This is a genomic window from Kibdelosporangium banguiense (genome assembly GCF_017876405.1).
GTDB classification, from domain to species: Bacteria; Actinomycetota; Actinomycetes; order Mycobacteriales; family Pseudonocardiaceae; genus Kibdelosporangium; species Kibdelosporangium banguiense.
In genome coordinates, this window is the sequence record NZ_JAGINW010000001.1 from 10,865,299 (window position 1) to 10,881,021 (window position 15,723).

At 63.3% G+C, this 15,723-nt stretch carries 14 protein-coding genes and 2 pseudogenes; 8 read left to right on the top strand and 8 right to left on the bottom strand.

From position 1 onward, the window contains the following. Window positions 1-91 precede the first annotated feature (91 nt). From JOF56_RS48710 to JOF56_RS59080, 3 genes are all read left to right on the top strand, one after another. The gene (locus tag JOF56_RS48710; protein ID WP_209646268.1) at window positions 92-838 is read left to right on the top strand and encodes a carboxylesterase family protein; all 747 of its coding nucleotides are present in this window, start codon (window positions 92-94) and stop codon (window positions 836-838) included. Window positions 839-1,199: 361 nt separating this feature from the next. Further along, window positions 1,200-2,870 (top strand): substrate-binding and VWA domain-containing protein, encoded by a 1,671-nt coding sequence (locus tag JOF56_RS48715; protein ID WP_209646269.1) that lies wholly within the window; start codon window positions 1,200-1,202, stop codon window positions 2,868-2,870. Between the two features lie 95 nt (window positions 2,871-2,965). Further along, the gene (locus JOF56_RS59080; protein WP_245378724.1) at window positions 2,966-3,592 is read left to right on the top strand and encodes a TetR/AcrR family transcriptional regulator; all 627 of its coding nucleotides are present in this window, start codon (window positions 2,966-2,968) and stop codon (window positions 3,590-3,592) included. Here JOF56_RS59080 and JOF56_RS59085 read toward each other — a convergent pair. Both JOF56_RS59085 and JOF56_RS60995 read right to left on the bottom strand, forming a co-directional pair. Beyond that, the gene (locus tag JOF56_RS59085) at window positions 3,589-3,771 is read right to left on the bottom strand and encodes a hypothetical protein (RefSeq protein ID WP_245378725.1); all 183 of its coding nucleotides are present in this window, start codon (window positions 3,769-3,771) and stop codon (window positions 3,589-3,591) included. The two genes, JOF56_RS59080 and JOF56_RS59085, sit on opposite strands and share 4 nt — an antisense overlap. 76 nt (window positions 3,772-3,847) lie before the next feature. Beyond that, window positions 3,848-4,519 (bottom strand): annotated as a pseudogene (locus JOF56_RS60995) (glycoside hydrolase family 68 protein); the annotation flags it as partial. Between the two features lie 823 nt (window positions 4,520-5,342). Between JOF56_RS60995 and JOF56_RS61000 the strand changes: the two are divergent. From JOF56_RS61000 to JOF56_RS48735, 3 genes are all read left to right on the top strand, one after another. Further along, on the top strand, window positions 5,343-5,606 hold the full coding sequence (locus tag JOF56_RS61000; RefSeq protein WP_209646271.1) for an integrase core domain-containing protein: 264 nt from the start codon (window positions 5,343-5,345) through the stop codon (window positions 5,604-5,606). Window positions 5,607-5,615: 9 nt separating this feature from the next. Continuing rightward, window positions 5,616-6,488, top strand: coding sequence for a tetratricopeptide repeat protein (locus JOF56_RS48730; protein ID WP_209646272.1), 873 nt, complete (start codon window positions 5,616-5,618; stop codon window positions 6,486-6,488). Window positions 6,489-6,627: 139 nt separating this feature from the next. Beyond that, window positions 6,628-7,866 carry a hypothetical protein gene (locus JOF56_RS48735; RefSeq protein ID WP_504739851.1) on the top strand — a complete coding sequence of 413 codons (1,239 nt, stop codon included), beginning with the start codon at window positions 6,628-6,630 and terminating at the stop codon, window positions 7,864-7,866. Window positions 7,867-8,046: 180 nt separating this feature from the next. Here the strand turns inward: JOF56_RS48735 and JOF56_RS48740 are convergent, their stop codons facing one another. After that, window positions 8,047-8,316 carry a helix-turn-helix domain-containing protein gene (locus tag JOF56_RS48740; protein WP_209646274.1) on the bottom strand — a complete coding sequence of 90 codons (270 nt, stop codon included), beginning with the start codon at window positions 8,314-8,316 and terminating at the stop codon, window positions 8,047-8,049. A gap of 192 nt (window positions 8,317-8,508) precedes the next feature. Here JOF56_RS48740 and JOF56_RS59095 point away from each other — a divergent pair, with 192 nt between their 5' ends. Continuing rightward, a complete protein-coding gene (locus JOF56_RS59095; protein WP_245378727.1) occupies window positions 8,509-8,931 on the top strand; it encodes a hypothetical protein in 423 nt (140 codons plus the stop codon). A 182-nt stretch (window positions 8,932-9,113) separates the two neighbouring features. Here JOF56_RS59095 and JOF56_RS59825 read toward each other — a convergent pair. The 5 genes and pseudogenes from JOF56_RS59825 to JOF56_RS48760 all read right to left on the bottom strand — a co-directional run. Then, a pseudogene (locus JOF56_RS59825) lies at window positions 9,114-9,197 on the bottom strand (Lsr2 family DNA-binding protein); the annotation flags it as partial. A 48-nt stretch (window positions 9,198-9,245) separates the two neighbouring features. Then, complete coding sequence (locus JOF56_RS59105; protein ID WP_245378728.1) at window positions 9,246-9,569, bottom strand: Lsr2 dimerization domain-containing protein; 324 nt, start codon at window positions 9,567-9,569, stop codon at window positions 9,246-9,248. A 100-nt stretch (window positions 9,570-9,669) separates the two neighbouring features. Then, window positions 9,670-10,638, bottom strand: coding sequence for an alpha/beta hydrolase (locus JOF56_RS48750; protein WP_209646275.1), 969 nt, complete (start codon window positions 10,636-10,638; stop codon window positions 9,670-9,672). Beyond that, window positions 10,626-11,885 (bottom strand): hypothetical protein, encoded by a 1,260-nt coding sequence (locus tag JOF56_RS48755; RefSeq protein WP_209646276.1) that lies wholly within the window; start codon window positions 11,883-11,885, stop codon window positions 10,626-10,628. Before JOF56_RS48755 ends, JOF56_RS48750 begins: the two co-directional genes overlap by 13 nt. Next, entirely contained in the window at window positions 11,882-13,795 is a 1,914-nt protein-coding gene (locus tag JOF56_RS48760) for a trypsin-like peptidase domain-containing protein (protein WP_209646277.1), read from the bottom strand. The genes JOF56_RS48755 and JOF56_RS48760 overlap by 4 nt, the downstream gene beginning before the upstream one ends. A gap of 670 nt (window positions 13,796-14,465) precedes the next feature. Between JOF56_RS48760 and JOF56_RS48765 the strand changes: the two genes are divergently transcribed. Next, the gene (locus JOF56_RS48765) at window positions 14,466-15,530 is read left to right on the top strand and encodes a DUF3644 domain-containing protein (RefSeq protein ID WP_209646278.1); all 1,065 of its coding nucleotides are present in this window, start codon (window positions 14,466-14,468) and stop codon (window positions 15,528-15,530) included. Window positions 15,531-15,723 lie beyond the last annotated feature (193 nt).

The following is a 15,723-nucleotide window of genomic DNA, read 5'->3' on the forward strand; positions in this document are numbered from 1 at the left end:
ACACAGGTCGTCCAGAACAAGGACGTGCACGCCCGGCCACGGCAGTGGTCCAGGGCGAGTCATCGCCAAGGGATCCCCGGCCGCCCACGGATTGACCGGCAGGACAGTCAACCTCCTCGTCGACGACTTCACTCCCGGCACATACGTCCGGGAGGGCACCACGCTCCCCTACGCCTACCACCTGCCACGGCACTACAACCCCCGCCACCAGTACCCCCTAGTCGTGATCCTGCCAGGACACGGCATGGGCTGGGACGGCGACAACATCGGCGTCCAGATCGCAGCCGACATCCCCGCCACCACCTGGCTCAGTCCCAAATGGACTGGCACCAGGGAGGACTTCATCGTCCTGGCACCACAGAACCGACGGGTCGGGGCTACCACGGAGGCAGCGGACATGGTCGCGCTGGTCGAGTGGTTCATGAAGTCCCACAGCATCGACACCGGCCGCGTCTACGCCTCCACCGTGTCCACCCTCGCATGGGAAGCCATGGCAACACAGCCAGGACTCTTCAGCGCGCCGCTGATCACGGGTGGATTTCGCGTCAGCACCGATCAAGCCGCCCGCATCGCGACCGATCGAACCCCGATCTGGATCACACACGGTCTCAACGACCATCTCCTTCCCGTAGCCTTCGGACGCGATTCAGCCACCCTGCTACGGAACGCATACGTCGCCGCCGGTGTCAGCCCCGACAAGGCAGCAAATCTGGTCCGGTACACCGAGTTCGGCAACAACGCGTTCTCCGAACCGGACTACCACGCCGCGTTCGGGCCCACATACGAGGACACATCCATCCTGCGATGGCTCGTCAACTGTCGCAGGCAGCACGGATGAGCGTTCCCACCACCGGAGTCGATACAGTCAGCGCATCCCTCCACCCAAGGTAGATACCAGATCCTGACGTCACACCGGAAACCCCTTTTATTCGTCACCCGCATTGATGCAATGTACTCATAAAAATTCTCCGTACTCATATTAAGTGGTAAAAGTTGCCGACTTGACATCTTCTACGACACGCCGCTTTACGCTGGACACATCGCGCGATCAGCAACAGCCAAGCGCTGACCGGCGAAAATTGTTGACGAAACGATATTACTGCGCATGGCGCATTCTGTTACGCCCTTGGAGACAGTACATTCCAGGGAAGTTCCATGATCGGCCGGAAAAGTCGGCGAAACCATGCGGGGTTGATGAAATGGGTCGGCATGACGGTGAGCAGCGCAACCGACGCAAGGTCGTCTTGACGCTGAGCATCGTGTTGGCAGGGGCGCTGGTGGCGGGCGTCGCTTGGCTCGCTGTGGACCGTCTGCGGGAGCCTTCGCAGGCCACGTGCGCCAATCCGGTCATGCTTCCTGTGGTGGTCGCGCCGGATATCGCGCCTGTGGTCGACCAGGTCGCCCGCGGCCTCAAACCAGAGGACCTGGACACCTGCTACCGGGTCGAGATGGTCATCAATGACTCGGCCACGACCGCTGATCAGCTGGCTCTGCCGAATGCGAGGAACGTGCCGGCGGTGTGGATCCCAGACTCGACCGTGTGGTTGCGCCGGGCCCGGGAGAAGGGCGCCACGACAGTACCCGACACCGGCTCGTCGATCGCGAGCTCGCCGGTGGTGATGGCGCTGGCCGAACCGGCCGCGAAAACCCGCGGGTGGCCCAACAAACAGCTGAACTGGGCCGACGTCCTCGGTGCGAGCGGCGCTGATCTGAACGTCGGCATGGTCGACCCGGCAGTGGACGCTGTGGGCGTGTCCGCACTCATCGCCGCGCGTGGCGTGACAGCGCTGACGCCGGACCCAGCCGCCAACAACGTCGCCGTGCTGCGCAAGGTCTCGCCGAACGCGGCATCCAGCGCATCCGAACTCTTCGCCAGGGCAGCCGGCAACGCGGGCGCCCCACCGCTGACCGCGTTCCCCACCTCCGAGCACGAACTGCTGGACAACAACGCCAAACGCAAGGACCAGCAGCTGGTCGCGGTCTACCCTGAACCGGCCGCTCCGTCGCTCGACTTCCCGTACGCGGTGCTGCCCGCGTCGGACGATGTCGGTGTCGCGGCAGCGAAGTTCCGCACCACATTACTGGCCGCCGGTGTCCAGGACGCGTTGGCCGCCAACGGTTTACGCCTCCCGGACGGCCGCGTTCCGGGCACCCCGCCAGCCGACAACCGGACCGTCGTCCGGCAGCTGCGGCCGGTACCGCCGCCGCAGACCGTCCAGCTGGACCAGGTGCTCAACACGTGGGCCGGCATCAGTCAGGATGGGCGCATCCAGGTCGTGATCGATGTGTCGGGTTCGATGAACGGTGTCATCCCCGGTTCCGGCAAGACCCGGATGCAGGCCTTGTTGGAGGCCTCCGAGGGCGGTATCAGGCTGTTCACCCCGCGGACCAAGTTGGGCATCTGGGTGTTCTCCGCGGAGCTGGACGGTGACAAGGACTACCGCGAAGTGGTGCCAGTCCTGCCGCTGCCCGAGTTGCTGCCCAACGGCCTGCTGGAAAAGCTGCGCGGCATCAAGGCCACACCGACCGGCCGCACCGGCCTGTACGACACCACCCTGGCCGCGTACCAGTCGGCGCGGCAGAACTGGGAACCCGGCCGGATCAACGTGGTGGTGATCATGACCGACGGCAAGAACGACGACGACGGGCGCGGCGTCAACCGGGACGCCCTGCTCGCCGAACTGGGCAAGCTGCAGGACCCCAACCGCCCGCTGCCGATCGTGTTCATCGGCATCGGCCCGGACGTCGACAAGGACGAACTGACCTCGATCTCCAAGGCCACCGGCGGCCAGACGTTCGCGACCACCGACCCGAACAAGATCAACGAGATCTTCTTCACCGCCCTGTCCCGCTTCATCTCCGGCAAGTGACAGGCCTGCTCGATCGAGTCCGCGATCAACCACAGTCAAACCTGGACTAAAGTCCAATATATGCCTAGAGTCCAAGTAAGTGCTAACGTGGGCACATGAGCACCGGTCCAGACACGGATGCCGCGCCCCTCGGCCTACGGGAACGCAAAGAGCTCCAAGCGCGCCGCACGATCCGCGACGCCGCTCTCAAGCTGTTCGCGGAACGCGGATACGAGTCGGTGAGCGTGGACGAGATCGCCGTGGCTGCGGACGTGTCGCGAGCGACGTTCTTCAACTACTTTCCCGCCAAGGAAGACACCATCACCCAGCCGGACCCGCAGGAACGCGCCACGTGGGCTCGCATCCGGGCAGAGCACGCCGACACCGAACCCCTCTGGCAAGCGATCACGGCCACCGTTCTGCAGGGGCTGGCATCCATCGAGGACTCGTTCGTCGCGCTCCGGCGGATCAAGGCGTCGGCGCCCACCATGGCTGCGACATTCGGCAAGGGAAGCCGGTGGATCAGCGAGGACCTGCGCAGCTGGGTCGAGCAGCGAACGCCGGCAGAGCGACTGCCCTCAGCCCGGCTCCAACTGAACGTCGCGATGGCGGCGCCCCAGACCGCCTACGAGCAATGGCAGCCCACCGAGCCATTCCGCACCTTCATCGACACCGCTCGCGCGTACCTGGCCGCCACGGGACAGGGATTCCACACCGGCTCCACCGACCAGGAACGACCTTAGGGACGGTCGTCGTGACCGAGGATGGCAGTGGCGTCGGTTTCGGTCAGGATGAGGGAGAGAACGGGTGCGGCTGTTCCGCCGAACTGGGCGCGTGCTTCCTCGGCTGCCGCGTGCCGGAGGTCGACGCCGTTGGTGGACAGGTAGTTGACGAAGCTGACAACGCGGAGGTCTGGCAACACGAACCAGGCATAAGCCCTGATCGGGTCGCGTCGGAGGGTTTTGGACGACGAGGCCTGAGCCGTTGAGCGCTTCGTACGGTCCCTGCAATGTCGGCGCGACGAAGCCGTAGAGCCCTGTCGGCGCGCATTGAGCCAGGTGGAACCCATGGCGGCTGGTGCAGAAGAACAGATAGCACAGTCCCTTGTGGACGATGACATGTGGTCGTTCGATCTCATGGTTGATCCCGTCGGCGACCACAAGGGGTGAAAGAAGCTCCCAGCCGTCGGGGTTCGCCCGTGCGATCGCGACGGCACCGGCGAAGTGATCATCCCACCGGGTGGAGGCGGCGACGAGCAGATACTCCTGGCCGTCGGCGGGATCGCGGAACCACGCCGGGTCACGGAAAGCCTTGATCCGGCCGGGAGCTCCGTCGATCTCGTCCGCGGGCAGATAGATATCGCCGTCGGAGCGCAGGACCACATGGTGCTCGACGTCGCGTTCCAAGTGGACTGACCCACCATCGATGCTGAGCTTCGGGCGGGCTTCCGCGACCTTCTGGTGAAACGTCGGCCGTGCTTCACCGCGCTCGCCTGCGACGGTGTAGAAGACCGAGACCGAGCCGTCGGGCCTGCGGATCGCGGATCCCGACCACTCACGACTGCCCAGTGACGTGCCGTCGGCGAACACGTTCCCGAGGTCCTCCCACCTGTGCCGCTCGAAAAGCCGTAGCGCCTGGTCAGGACACCACTGTGAAGCCACTGGGATCATGATCCGGTGATCATTTCACTGCTGTACCAACTGACCCGACGACTCCTGTCCGTCCCCGCAGTGCTGCTCCGATGTAACACCACCAAAGACGCCGAACTGCTCGTGCTCCGGCACGAGAACACCGTCCTCCGCCGCCAGATCACCGGTCACGTCCGCTACGAGCCCGCAGACCGTTTCTGGTTCACCGCCCTGTCCACTACTCCCCCGCCGCCGCTGGCACGAGACCCTCCCAGTCCAACCCGCAACGATCCTGGCCTGGCACCGCAGATTCATCACCTGGAAATGGAACTACAGTCCACGCCGACGCCCCACCGGACGGCCACCCACCCACTCGGCGATCAAAAAGCTCATCCTCGACCTCGCCCGCGACAACCCGCGCTGGGGACACAGAAGGATCCAGGGCGAACTGGTCGGACCCGGACATCAGATCGCCGCATCGACGGTCCGGGAGACCCTGAACACGGCCGGCATCGACCCCGCGCCACGCCGTACCGGTCCCACCTGGAAACAGTTCCTGGCCACCCAAGCTCACGGCATCATCGCCGCGGACTTCTTCCACCTCGACACCGCACTCGGCACACGCCTCTACGCCCTGATATTCCTCGAACACGGCACACGACGGCTGCACATCGCCGGCGTCACCCCACACCCCACCCAGGACTGGACCACCCAACAAGCCCGCAACCTCACCGTCACCGAGGCACCCCAGGACAAACTCCGATTTCTACTCCGCGACCGCGACACGAAGTACTCGGGCAGCTTCGATGCCGTCTTCCAAGCCGAAGACATCAACATCCTCACCAGCGCACCCCAGGCACCGAAGATGAACGCACACTGCGAACGGGTCATCAGAACCCTCCGCAGCGAAGTATGCGACCACGTTCTGATCCTCAACGAAGCACACGCGCGCGAGGTTCTCACCGAATACCAACGGCACTACAACCAACACCGGCCCCACCAGGCCCGAGACCAGCGACCACCCGAACGTCACCACCAAACCGACCGAGCGGACGAAAACAACGTCCACACGTTGCTACGCACTCCTATCCTCAATGGACTCATCAACGAATACCGATACGCCGCTTGACCTGCAGCGATGACTTTCGAGCGGTACATGGTCACGAGCGCACCCGAGCAGGACAGGGCGGATCTTGCCGAGTCGCTGCTCAGTCTCGGCAACGGGCTGTCAACACTTGAACGCCACAACGAAGCACTCGCCATCGGAGAGCAAGCGCTGGTGATCTATCGGAGATTGGCGGACGCTGAACCTGACCGCTACTTGCCCAGCCTGGCGACAGCGATCGAATCCCATGGCGTGGAGCTATGGTACGTCAACCGTCACGCCGAGGGGCTCGCCTACCACCGCCAGGCTGTCACCATCCAGCGGAAACTGGCCACGGCCGAACCTGACCGCTACGCATCCAGCCTGGCGCAGTCCTTGCAGAATCTCAGCATCAGCTTGCTGCAGGTCGGCCACCACGACGAAGCCTTGGCGTCCGACCTGGAAGGACTGGCCCTCTATCGCAAGCTAACCGAGAGCGAGCCGGACAGCTACCAGGCGGACCTGGCGAAATCGCTCGGCGGGATGGGCTGCGACTTGCAGCGGCTGGGGCGTTACCGGGAAGCGTTGGCCAACCGGCAGGAGTCGATGGAGCTCTATCGCGAGCTTGCTACGGCCGAGCCCGATCGCTTCCGGCCGGAGTACGCCAACATGCTGTCGCATCTCGGCAATACGCGGCGAATGCTTGGGCAGATCGATGAATCGGTCAGGGTGTCCCGAGAAGCTATCGCGGTGTGGAAAGCCTGTAGTGAAGCCGACCCGAAACTGCACGAGGCCAGATATCGCAGCGAGAAGGCTTCCCTCTGTCAACTGCTGAACGAGGCCGGATACCAGGAAACCGCGATTGTCACCGGAGTCTTCCCCCAGCAATCCGGTGAAGCGGTCATGACTCCAGTACGGGTTCGGTAGTCCGGACCAGATCGTGGCCGAATCAGCAAGGTCAGGACGGTCGCGCAGGCCAGCGTACGTTGGCAAGGGATCGCAGAGGCAGACACAGCTGACTCGGGCCTGAGCGGGATTGTCGGTGGCTTGTGTCACTCTGGGCGACGTGCGCGCATGGGATGACGATGGCGTCGAGTTGAACGCCGAGTTCGCGGTTGAAGCTGACGGGGCTCACATGAGTCTGGTGTTGGAGAGTGCCGGCGGAAAAGGCCGTGACGGGCTGGCGCGCAATCACCAGTACGTCCCGGCGTTGTTGTTGCTGTTGCATCGGCTTCGTGACAGGCAGGCGGTGTTGCTGACCGCGCTGGTGGCCTCAGCCAACCTCTCTGCACAGCCGGAGAGCCAGCGCACTCTGTTGGCAGGTCCATTGGAGCTGGCTGGAGTGACGGACATCGAACGGCTGAGGCTGGACATCACCAGCGCCCAAGGACGCATCGGTATGCCTGCAGGAGCGAAGAAGGAAGGTAACAACCGCAAGCGACTGCAACTCCGGTTGGACGTACCGGGATACGGACCCGGTGACGCAGGCCTACTTGCTGCCGACTTGGCTGCACCACCTGCTGGTGGGTCACAGGTCTGGCCAAATGCTGGCGAGCTGTTGCGGTCCCTGATCGGCGACGAGATCCGCACCGTCTCGGGGAATCCGAATATGGTGCTGGCCGTGCACGGGGACACGGCATTGGTGCGCACAGGCCGGTCGCCGACTGGTCAACCGGTGGGCATCGGCGAGGTCCAAAAGGGATTGGACAAGCTCGCGGGGCTGCGGTCAGTGCGAGTGAACGTCGACGAATTGGGACATCGCAGCGCGTTCGTGGGCGCTGTGCTCGCCACGTTGCCCGGCGCACAGTTCACCGACAACCCCGCCACAGTCACCCTGAGCACGTCGATCAGACTACAAACAGGCAGCGACCCGGCTTTCGCCGTGCTGGACGGTGTGGCGCAGGTCAAGATCCGGAAGGAACAGGCCCAGCTGCGGAACCTGCTGGCCGGAGACCGCGCACAGGCAGCCTGCGCACTGTGTGGTCACGAATACCCAATGGGGTTCCTGGTCGCTGCCCACGTCAAGAGACGAGCCGTCTGCAGCGACGACGAGCGCCGAGACCTTAACCACGTCGCGATGCTGGCCTGCAGCTTCGGCTGCGACGCCCTCTACGAATCAGGCTGGATCACCGTAGACGAGCACGGCCATGTCAGAACCACATCGCTAGCTGGCCTACCTGAGAGCCGGCTCCGACAGCAGCTGCAACACCTGGATGGACGGCGTTGCACGGCCCACAGCGACCGCTCAGAGCCGTACTTTGCCTGGCATCGCGGCACGGTATTCCGCGGAACCAGCACCCCATGAACGGGAATCTGGTTCATGGGGCAATGATGTGTCCGAGACGATCTTGCACACTATTCACCCGTCTACCGCTTTACCATATATAAAGCCAAAAAGCATGGTCGTGAGGGCCTAGGGTGGCAACTGGATGTGGCTCACGTGGACTGTCCAAACCTGACGAGCCCAAAACGCGTCCTGTTTGGATTAGTGGCCGAGTCGTTTGAGTTCGCGGTCGACGCGGCGTTCGGCTGCGATCTTGGCGACGTCGACCATGCTGCCGGTTTCGATGGCTTCGGCGATCATCTGGTCGATGACCTTGGCTGGGACGACGTAGCGGGTGCGGATTCGCACCGCGGGGAAGGCGTCTTCGCGGATGGCTCGGTACAGGGTCGCGGCGTCGCACCGCAATACCTTGACTACTTCCCTGACCGTGTAGGATGTCGGGGCTTTCGAGAGTTTCTCTGTGTCGACCATGTGTCTCACCTGCTTGGTGCGCTACTGATCTGACGGCCGCTGTTCGTGTGCGGCATGCCTTTCCTTCAGGATCGCTTCCTGGAGACCTATTGTCTCCTCTGCCGGAGGCGACAGCTGCACGACACAGCTCCGTTCCGGTTCCGCACCGGCGCACGAGCCTCTCGCTGGCGAAGCCCGGAACACAAAACAGGGATGGAACTTGCAGCCATCCTTGAGCGGTGTGTGGCTGGCACGCAGCGTCGTCTAGAAGCAGGTGATGCTGAGCTTGTGGGCAACACGTACTACCGGCTGGCGACACTGCTCCGCCGGGCGGCGATCCGCAGCAGAGACTCCCGCGCAGCTGGCGAGTACTTCGACGGCCTGGTCGCCGTGAGTTTCACAGTGTTGTTGGAGGGCAACCCGGTGGCGGCCGCCCAGACCTTCGAGCAGGTGGTGGCTGACGAGCCGGTACCGACACCTCCAACCGCTGGCCGCTTCCGCAGATTGTTCCGCAATCTCGGTGACAACCTAGAAAGGCACGAGAAAACCGTCAGAAACCTGGGTTTCTTGGTCGTAATCGTTGCGCTGATCGTCACTGGCCAGTTCGGACGGCTTGTGGAGGTTTTCACCAAGTAGCCCGCGGTGTGGCCGCCCGACTCACTCAGAGTCCACGGGCGTTCCACCGAGCGCCCGGGCCTGCCTCTCACCAGGATGCCCGGGTTGCACGAGACGGACCTCAGCTGAGGGCTCACCGCTCGCACCGAACGCGGGAGTCCGCTTGCACTACTTCTTGCCTTGCCTGCGTGAGCCTGCTCGAAAGCTTCGATGACGTTGGCCGGGATGCGGCCGCGGTCGGACAACTCATACCCGTTCTGGCGAGCCCAGTCGCGGATCGCCTTGGTCTGCTCGCGGTTGGCAGCCGGCCTGGCAGCGCCGGGTGTGGTACCGCGCTAGACACGGCCACCAGTACGGCGGGCAGTCTGCACGAAGTCATCGAGCTGGTTGCAGAGCTTGGCGGCATTGTTCGGCGTCAAGTCGATCTCGTACGTCGCCATCATGTCCGAAGGGACAGTCGTAATGTCATCAGCGATCCGCCAACTCGTCCTACAGCTCGCGAACGAGAACAGCCGATGGGGACACCGCAGAATCCACGGCGAACTCACCCCGCTCGGCCACACCATCGCCGCATCCACCGTCTGGAACATCTTGCACGCGGCCAGCATCGACCCCGCGCCACGCGGCAACGCTCCGACACGGCGAGAATTCCTTGCCACGCAAGCAAACAGCATTGTCGCCTGCGACTTCTACACATCGATACCGTCAGGGTCCATCCGCTCAGCCGGATCACGCGGAGTCAACGGGGCGGACTTGCGGTCAGCGGGCCAGATCTGCGAGGGAGAGCAACAGATGCGCGGATTCCGGATACCAGATGTCGGAGTGGGCTCCGGCGGGACGCCAGAAGTGGCCGCGGCGGTATCGCCAGCTGGCGTCGACGTTCACAATCCGCTGGTCGAGCTCGGCGTGCTGGTAGGCGCTGGTTGTCTCACGCAGGGTGGTGGCGGTGATGTGCTGTTTCGGCTCCAGCGCGCCGACGTGACCGATACCGGGTGCACCTTCGGCTTTACGGTGCCAGAGGCCGGTGGCGCGGTCGGAACGTGAGGTGGTCAGCACGATCGGCCCGTTGATGGGCGCGTCATGCAGGACGCGGTCGAATCGCCCAGTGAAGATATCCGGGGCCGCCGCCATCTGAAAGATCAGCAGTGTGTCTACTGTGTACGGATACTGTGGATTGCCGCGGTTCCAGCCGAGTAAGGGTGGCCGCTTGTCCGCGGCGGCCTGGACGGCTTCCACGATGAACCGGCCGCCGAACGAGTGGCCGACGCAGTGCAGGTACTGACCGTTGGGGTTGCGCAAAGTCGTTGGACTGCCAGGAAGTTGACGCTGTGCGTTGAGGTAGCCGAGCAGTTGCCCGAGGGCGTCCGCGGCCCGTCCGTCGGTGGTCATCGCATGCGCGCGGTCGCGGATCCGGCGGTATCCGGCTTGTGACGCGCTGCTCATCGACGGCCAGCGAATGATCACATAGTGACCCGACCACGGCTGCAAGGCAGGATATCCATTGCCACAATGGGTTTCCACGAGTTCGAAGAACTTGCGGGCCCGACGCTCGGCAGTGTGCCTTGTGTTGCGCCAGCCATGCACGAAAACCACGATGTCAGTGGCGCTCGGCGGAACCAGCAACCAGCTAGCAAGAAACCCGGGCACAGCGGCCGAGGACACCGGCTTGCCGTTTTCAGGGTCGACGAAATCGCCTTTCTCGTCCAGATCCAGGATCACTGGGTCCACAGGTGCACGTCCATCCCCCGGTAGAGCGAGAACATCAGGCCGAGTGGGTTCGAGTGTTCATCGACGAACGTACGAGCCAGCGACCGGACGATATCCCCGAGTTTGGCGCCTGGTTCCAGGAAATCGGTGAACAACCGCCGGGAGTACTCGCAGGCGAACGCGGGCGGCAGGTCGACCTGTGGTCCGATCAAGCAGCGCGCACCGTTGTTGAGCAGTGCCTTGCCGAACGCGGAATAGAACGCCGAGCACACCTGGCCGCCCTGGCAGGCACCGACGAACACGAAGGGCCGGGTCGCCAATGGTGCGTCGGCCAGCCAGGCAAGGATGTCCGCGCCATAGATTTTCTCGGAGTCACCGAGTTGCAGGTAGGGATTCTCGAACGCCGCGACTTTGCCGTGGCAGCCGAAGAAGGTGATGTGGTCGGGAAAGAGCGGATCCTGGAACGCGTCCGCCAGCTCGTTCTTGTTGCGCCGTAGGACCACCTTGGCCCGCTCGGTGAAGAAGTCGATGATCGGCGCTATGTACGGAGTCCTGGGGTACTGCTGGTCGACGTTGTGGTCCATGTTCAGGCCGACTACGACTTGGCGGTCGTCGAGGTGGATGCGGCTGTCGAAGTCGCCGATCCTGGTGAAGGTGTGTTCGATGACGTGCCGGTAGCCCCAGAACCCGTCGAATGACCAACTGTTCTCTGCCGGATAGGCCGGCTCCCCGACCGGCGCGGTGTACAGCATTCCCCATGGCACCATCAGGGTGTCCGACTCGATGCTGATCACGTTCGCGCCCCTGCACAACGCGGCGAGCAGCAACGCCCGGATAGTCTGCAATCCCTCGTCTCGACCGCCGAACAGCAGTTTGAACGTGTTGTACCCGGCGCGGGCGAGCGGCAAAGCGACCCGGTCGAGCAACGCACGGGACGCGAGATTCCAGCCGTCGGCGAACGGGTGGTGAATCCGTTTGGTATCTGGGTCGGCATACTTGTGCTCGATCACGGACGACTGCCACGCCTTTCGTAGCACGTCGATGCTGGCGTTGACGTCTTCCACGGGACGTAGCAACCGGCCCTGGTATCCCCCGCCGCCGTCCTCCGGGAATGCCGTGCCCCATGCCTGGACCAGATATCCCTGCCCGGAGGGCAGTTCGATGAATCGTAGATTGATGGTCCGGGCCCGGTTGTAGGACGCCCCAGCCACCCGGCTCAGGCCATCAGTGTGGTCGATCGTGACCTCAGCCGGCAGTTCCCTGGTCACGTCGGCACCTCCGCACGCTGCACTGGGAGTTGTGTGCTTATTTCCAGCAGCAGGTGGCTGTCGAAGTCCCGGTAGACCCGGAATACCAAGGGCAGGATGCCGTCCTCTTCCGGTACGACCTCGAACTCCACCGGGGTGGTCGTGCGGTAGCCCGCCAGGACGGCGACCCGGCTGACGGGCCGGACCGTCGCGGGCACGGCATCGAGCAGGACCCTGAGCCGCACCGGTTGGTCCAACGGACGCGTGGGCCTATTGGGCATCACAGCGAACGAGATCCGCATCGGCCGCCCAGATACGGCCGGTTCATCGGACAGACAGAGGATCCGTGCCCGCAATGCGGAGGTCACAGGCTTGGCAGGCGGCACAGGCTCCGGGCTGACCCAGTCGGCGACGCGCGGCAGGTAGCGGACAATTGTCTCGGCGGGGAGCATTCGCACGAGGCTGGCGCCTTCGCCTGGCTCCCCGGTGACGATGCCGAGCAGCCGTCCGGTCTCCTCGTCCACCACCGGGCCGCCGGAGAATCCGGCGACGATCCTTGACTGGACGTCAGTCAACAGGACCCATTCGTCATCGCCTCCAGCCAGCCTCGCCGGGGCCGAGATCCCGAAGGGTTCAAACCTCGGGAAGCCGTAGACGCGCACGGACCTGTTACCGGACAACGGATTGCGATGAAGCGTGGCACCAAGGTCCACGCGCATGTGTTCATCGAGCACCAACAGCGCCACATCGCCGTGCCCTGCCTGGTCAGGTTGATTCCAACCGTCCACCGCGACGTGAGCGACCACGGACGGACTGTTCGGCAGTCCGACGAAATCGACGAGCAACGTGGCCGCGTCACCACCGACCGGCTCAAGCAAATGCGCGCACGTCAGCACGTGATCTGGGCCGAGCAGGACACCACCGCCAAGTACACGACCGTCAGCCGACAAGATTCGTGCACGCCAGGGCATACGTGTACGGTCGGCTCCTTCGATCCCGACGGGACGATCCGCCGAAGCTCGCAAGCGCCCTATATCGGGTCCCAGCCGGAGATACCGTGCTTGCTCGTCATTCCAAGCCCTGAGGCTGCGCCCGATGGCTCCGCCCAACTCGTCCGCCAGGAGTTCGACGAACGTCATGAGACGAGGGAGACCACTTGGCTCGGCATTGAGGTCGAGTAGATACTCCACCGCGTCCCACACGGTGCTTTCGCGCCCCACAGATGGCCCCCGATGCCCGACCGCCTGCGCGAACAACAATGGAAGCCCCGGCACCACAACTGTTCCGATGAGCTTCCGCAGCCGACGCAACGCGATCTCCGGGAATACTGGAAGAAGGCGGCTTTGGTCATCGGTAGTGCCGAGAATACGCAGCCACGCCGGTGTCCTGGCGTGCTTGACCGCCACCGGGATCTCTTGGAAATGTGCCGGTCCTGTAGCAGGATCAGCGGCGATCACATCCTGGAAGAACGGATCGGAAACGATCATCGCCAGCACACCGCCGGTATCACGCAGCGACGATTTCGCGGCCTCCGCCTCAAGGATGCGGAAGGTGTTGTTCAGCGCACTCGAGACTTTGCCCTCCGCCTCGTGGTACACCTCGCCGGAATGCACCGCCATCCGCAGCTGCATGCGCGCTTCCCTCGCGTGCACGGCGTTATACCTGACCAACCCCGCGACCAGCAGATTCGGTAACTGATCGACCACCAGCGTCTTGGAGAACTCCGAAGGCACAAGGATCAGCACGCCGTCGCCACGGTCTTCCCGTTTGCACGCCTCCCACCGGACACCCGCTCTGTTGAAAGCCGTTTCCAGCACGCCGTAAAGACCGTTGTGCATCGCGGCCTGGTGCAGCTCGGTGCGCACGGGGTTGGTGAAGTCAGCGATGTCCACAGCCACGATCGTGTGGTGGATCGCTGGAGAATGCTGCACAGGACCCCTCCCCGACGAAGATGACCGTGGCAAACGTACCGGCGTATCCCACCTTGTCGTCTGCCGCTGTTCACGTTGTCGCGACGATCAAATCGGCCGTTACGGGAGGCGATGACTTCGAACAGTACAGGAGCGCAGGCCAACCCTGGTCACCGATGCACACGACCGTGGCAATGGCACCTTCTTTCCATTTGGCTGGTTGTTGCGCAGTCCGGATGCGGCGGCCCGTCCCTCTTGGCGTCTTTCGGACAGCCGCAGTATCACTGTGAGCGGCCGTTCGTGTGAGCCGCTTGAGCCCCGGGTGGAACTCATCGACCATGTTTTTCACCTGCTTCGGGTGCGCTCCCGATCTGACGGGCCGCCGGCTTCGACCGCATGTTTTCTTATAGAGCGCCAATATCAGCCTGCTGTCTGCATGGCCTCGATCAGTGAGGAAGCAGAGCCAGGTAGTGGAGCACAGCGACACGAGTACCTGCTGACAGCTGTCCACTCTGGACGACGTGGGCACCGGGTTCAATCGCCCCACTTGAGCCAGCCCGTCCCTGCTAGATCGATTGATCCAATTGTTATGGGCATACCGCCGTTCGGGTGAACCTGCGCATTGCGTGAAACATCGAGGAGAAACGTCCCGAATGGACTATTACAGTCGAGGCTCCGAGGAAGGGAGGGCATGTTGAAAGAAGCTCGGCTGCTCAGGGAGAAGTCACTCAGCTCGTTGACCTTGAGCATTGAGCATTTCAACCGCCCCTGGGACGTTGGGCGCACCGACGCTGTTCTGATGCTCCTGGACCACTCGTTCGAGATGCTGCTGAAGGCATCGATCTTGCATCGTGGCGGGCGAATTCGTGACCCAGGCGAGAAGAACACCATCGGCTTCGACCAGTGCGTGCGTCGAAGCCTCTCGACGGAAGGACTTCAGTTTCTCACCGAAGAGCAGGCGTTGACGCTGCAGTCGATCAACGGCCTTCGCGACGCGGCACAGCATCACCTGGTGGACATCAGCGAAGGGCACCTCTACCTGCAGGCCCAGTCCGGGATCACACTGTATAGGGACTTGCTGAAGATAGTGTTCAACGAGGACCTACGGGACATGTTGCCGGACAGGGTGCTTCCCATCGCCACCGTCGCACCCCTGGATCCGATTGCCCTGTTCACCGAGGAGATTCAGGAAGTTGCCCGTCTGCTGCAACCAGGAAGGCGCCGACGTGCAGAGGTCGCAGCAAGACTGCGCGCGTTGTCGATCGTGGACGGCGCCATGCAAGGTGAGAAGCTTCAGCCCAGCGAAACGGCACTCCAGAAACTGAGCGGCCAGATCGGACGTGGAGTAATCGACCTCGACGCGCTCTTCCCCGGGATCGCCGCAGTCAGGTTCGTCACCGAAGGTACGGGGCCGACGGTCAGCCTGCGGATCGCGAAGAAAGAAGGGGTCCCTGTGACCCTCGTACCTGAGGGGACAGTCGACTCCAGTGTCGTGGCGGTAAAGCGAGTCTCGGAGCTGGACTACTACAACCTGCGGTTCAGCGGTCTCGCGCAGAAGCTCGAAGTCACTACCAACCAGACAACTGCCCTGATCACGCTGCTCGGCATCAAGGACAAAGAGGACTTCGCCAAGTTCTTCTTCAATACCTGGTGTTACTCCCCGAAAGCCTTGGATATATTGAAGCGAGCTCTCCAAGAGAAGCCGGTTGGAGAATGGTGGAGGCAGTACCGGGACAGACCGGCACCTGCTGCTTAAATATGTCACGTCTGACTCGGGGCAAACCGACGGCGCTAATATTCCCATGCAGGCACTAACGGGCTTCGCTCATCCAGGTGTCCGGGGTCCGTGGCGTACCTATCAGGACGCGCTCGTGCACCTGCCGCCTCGACTTCCCTCGGCTCGGGTTTCGGCCCGCAGGAACAAGTTCCAGCGGAAACACATCATCGAT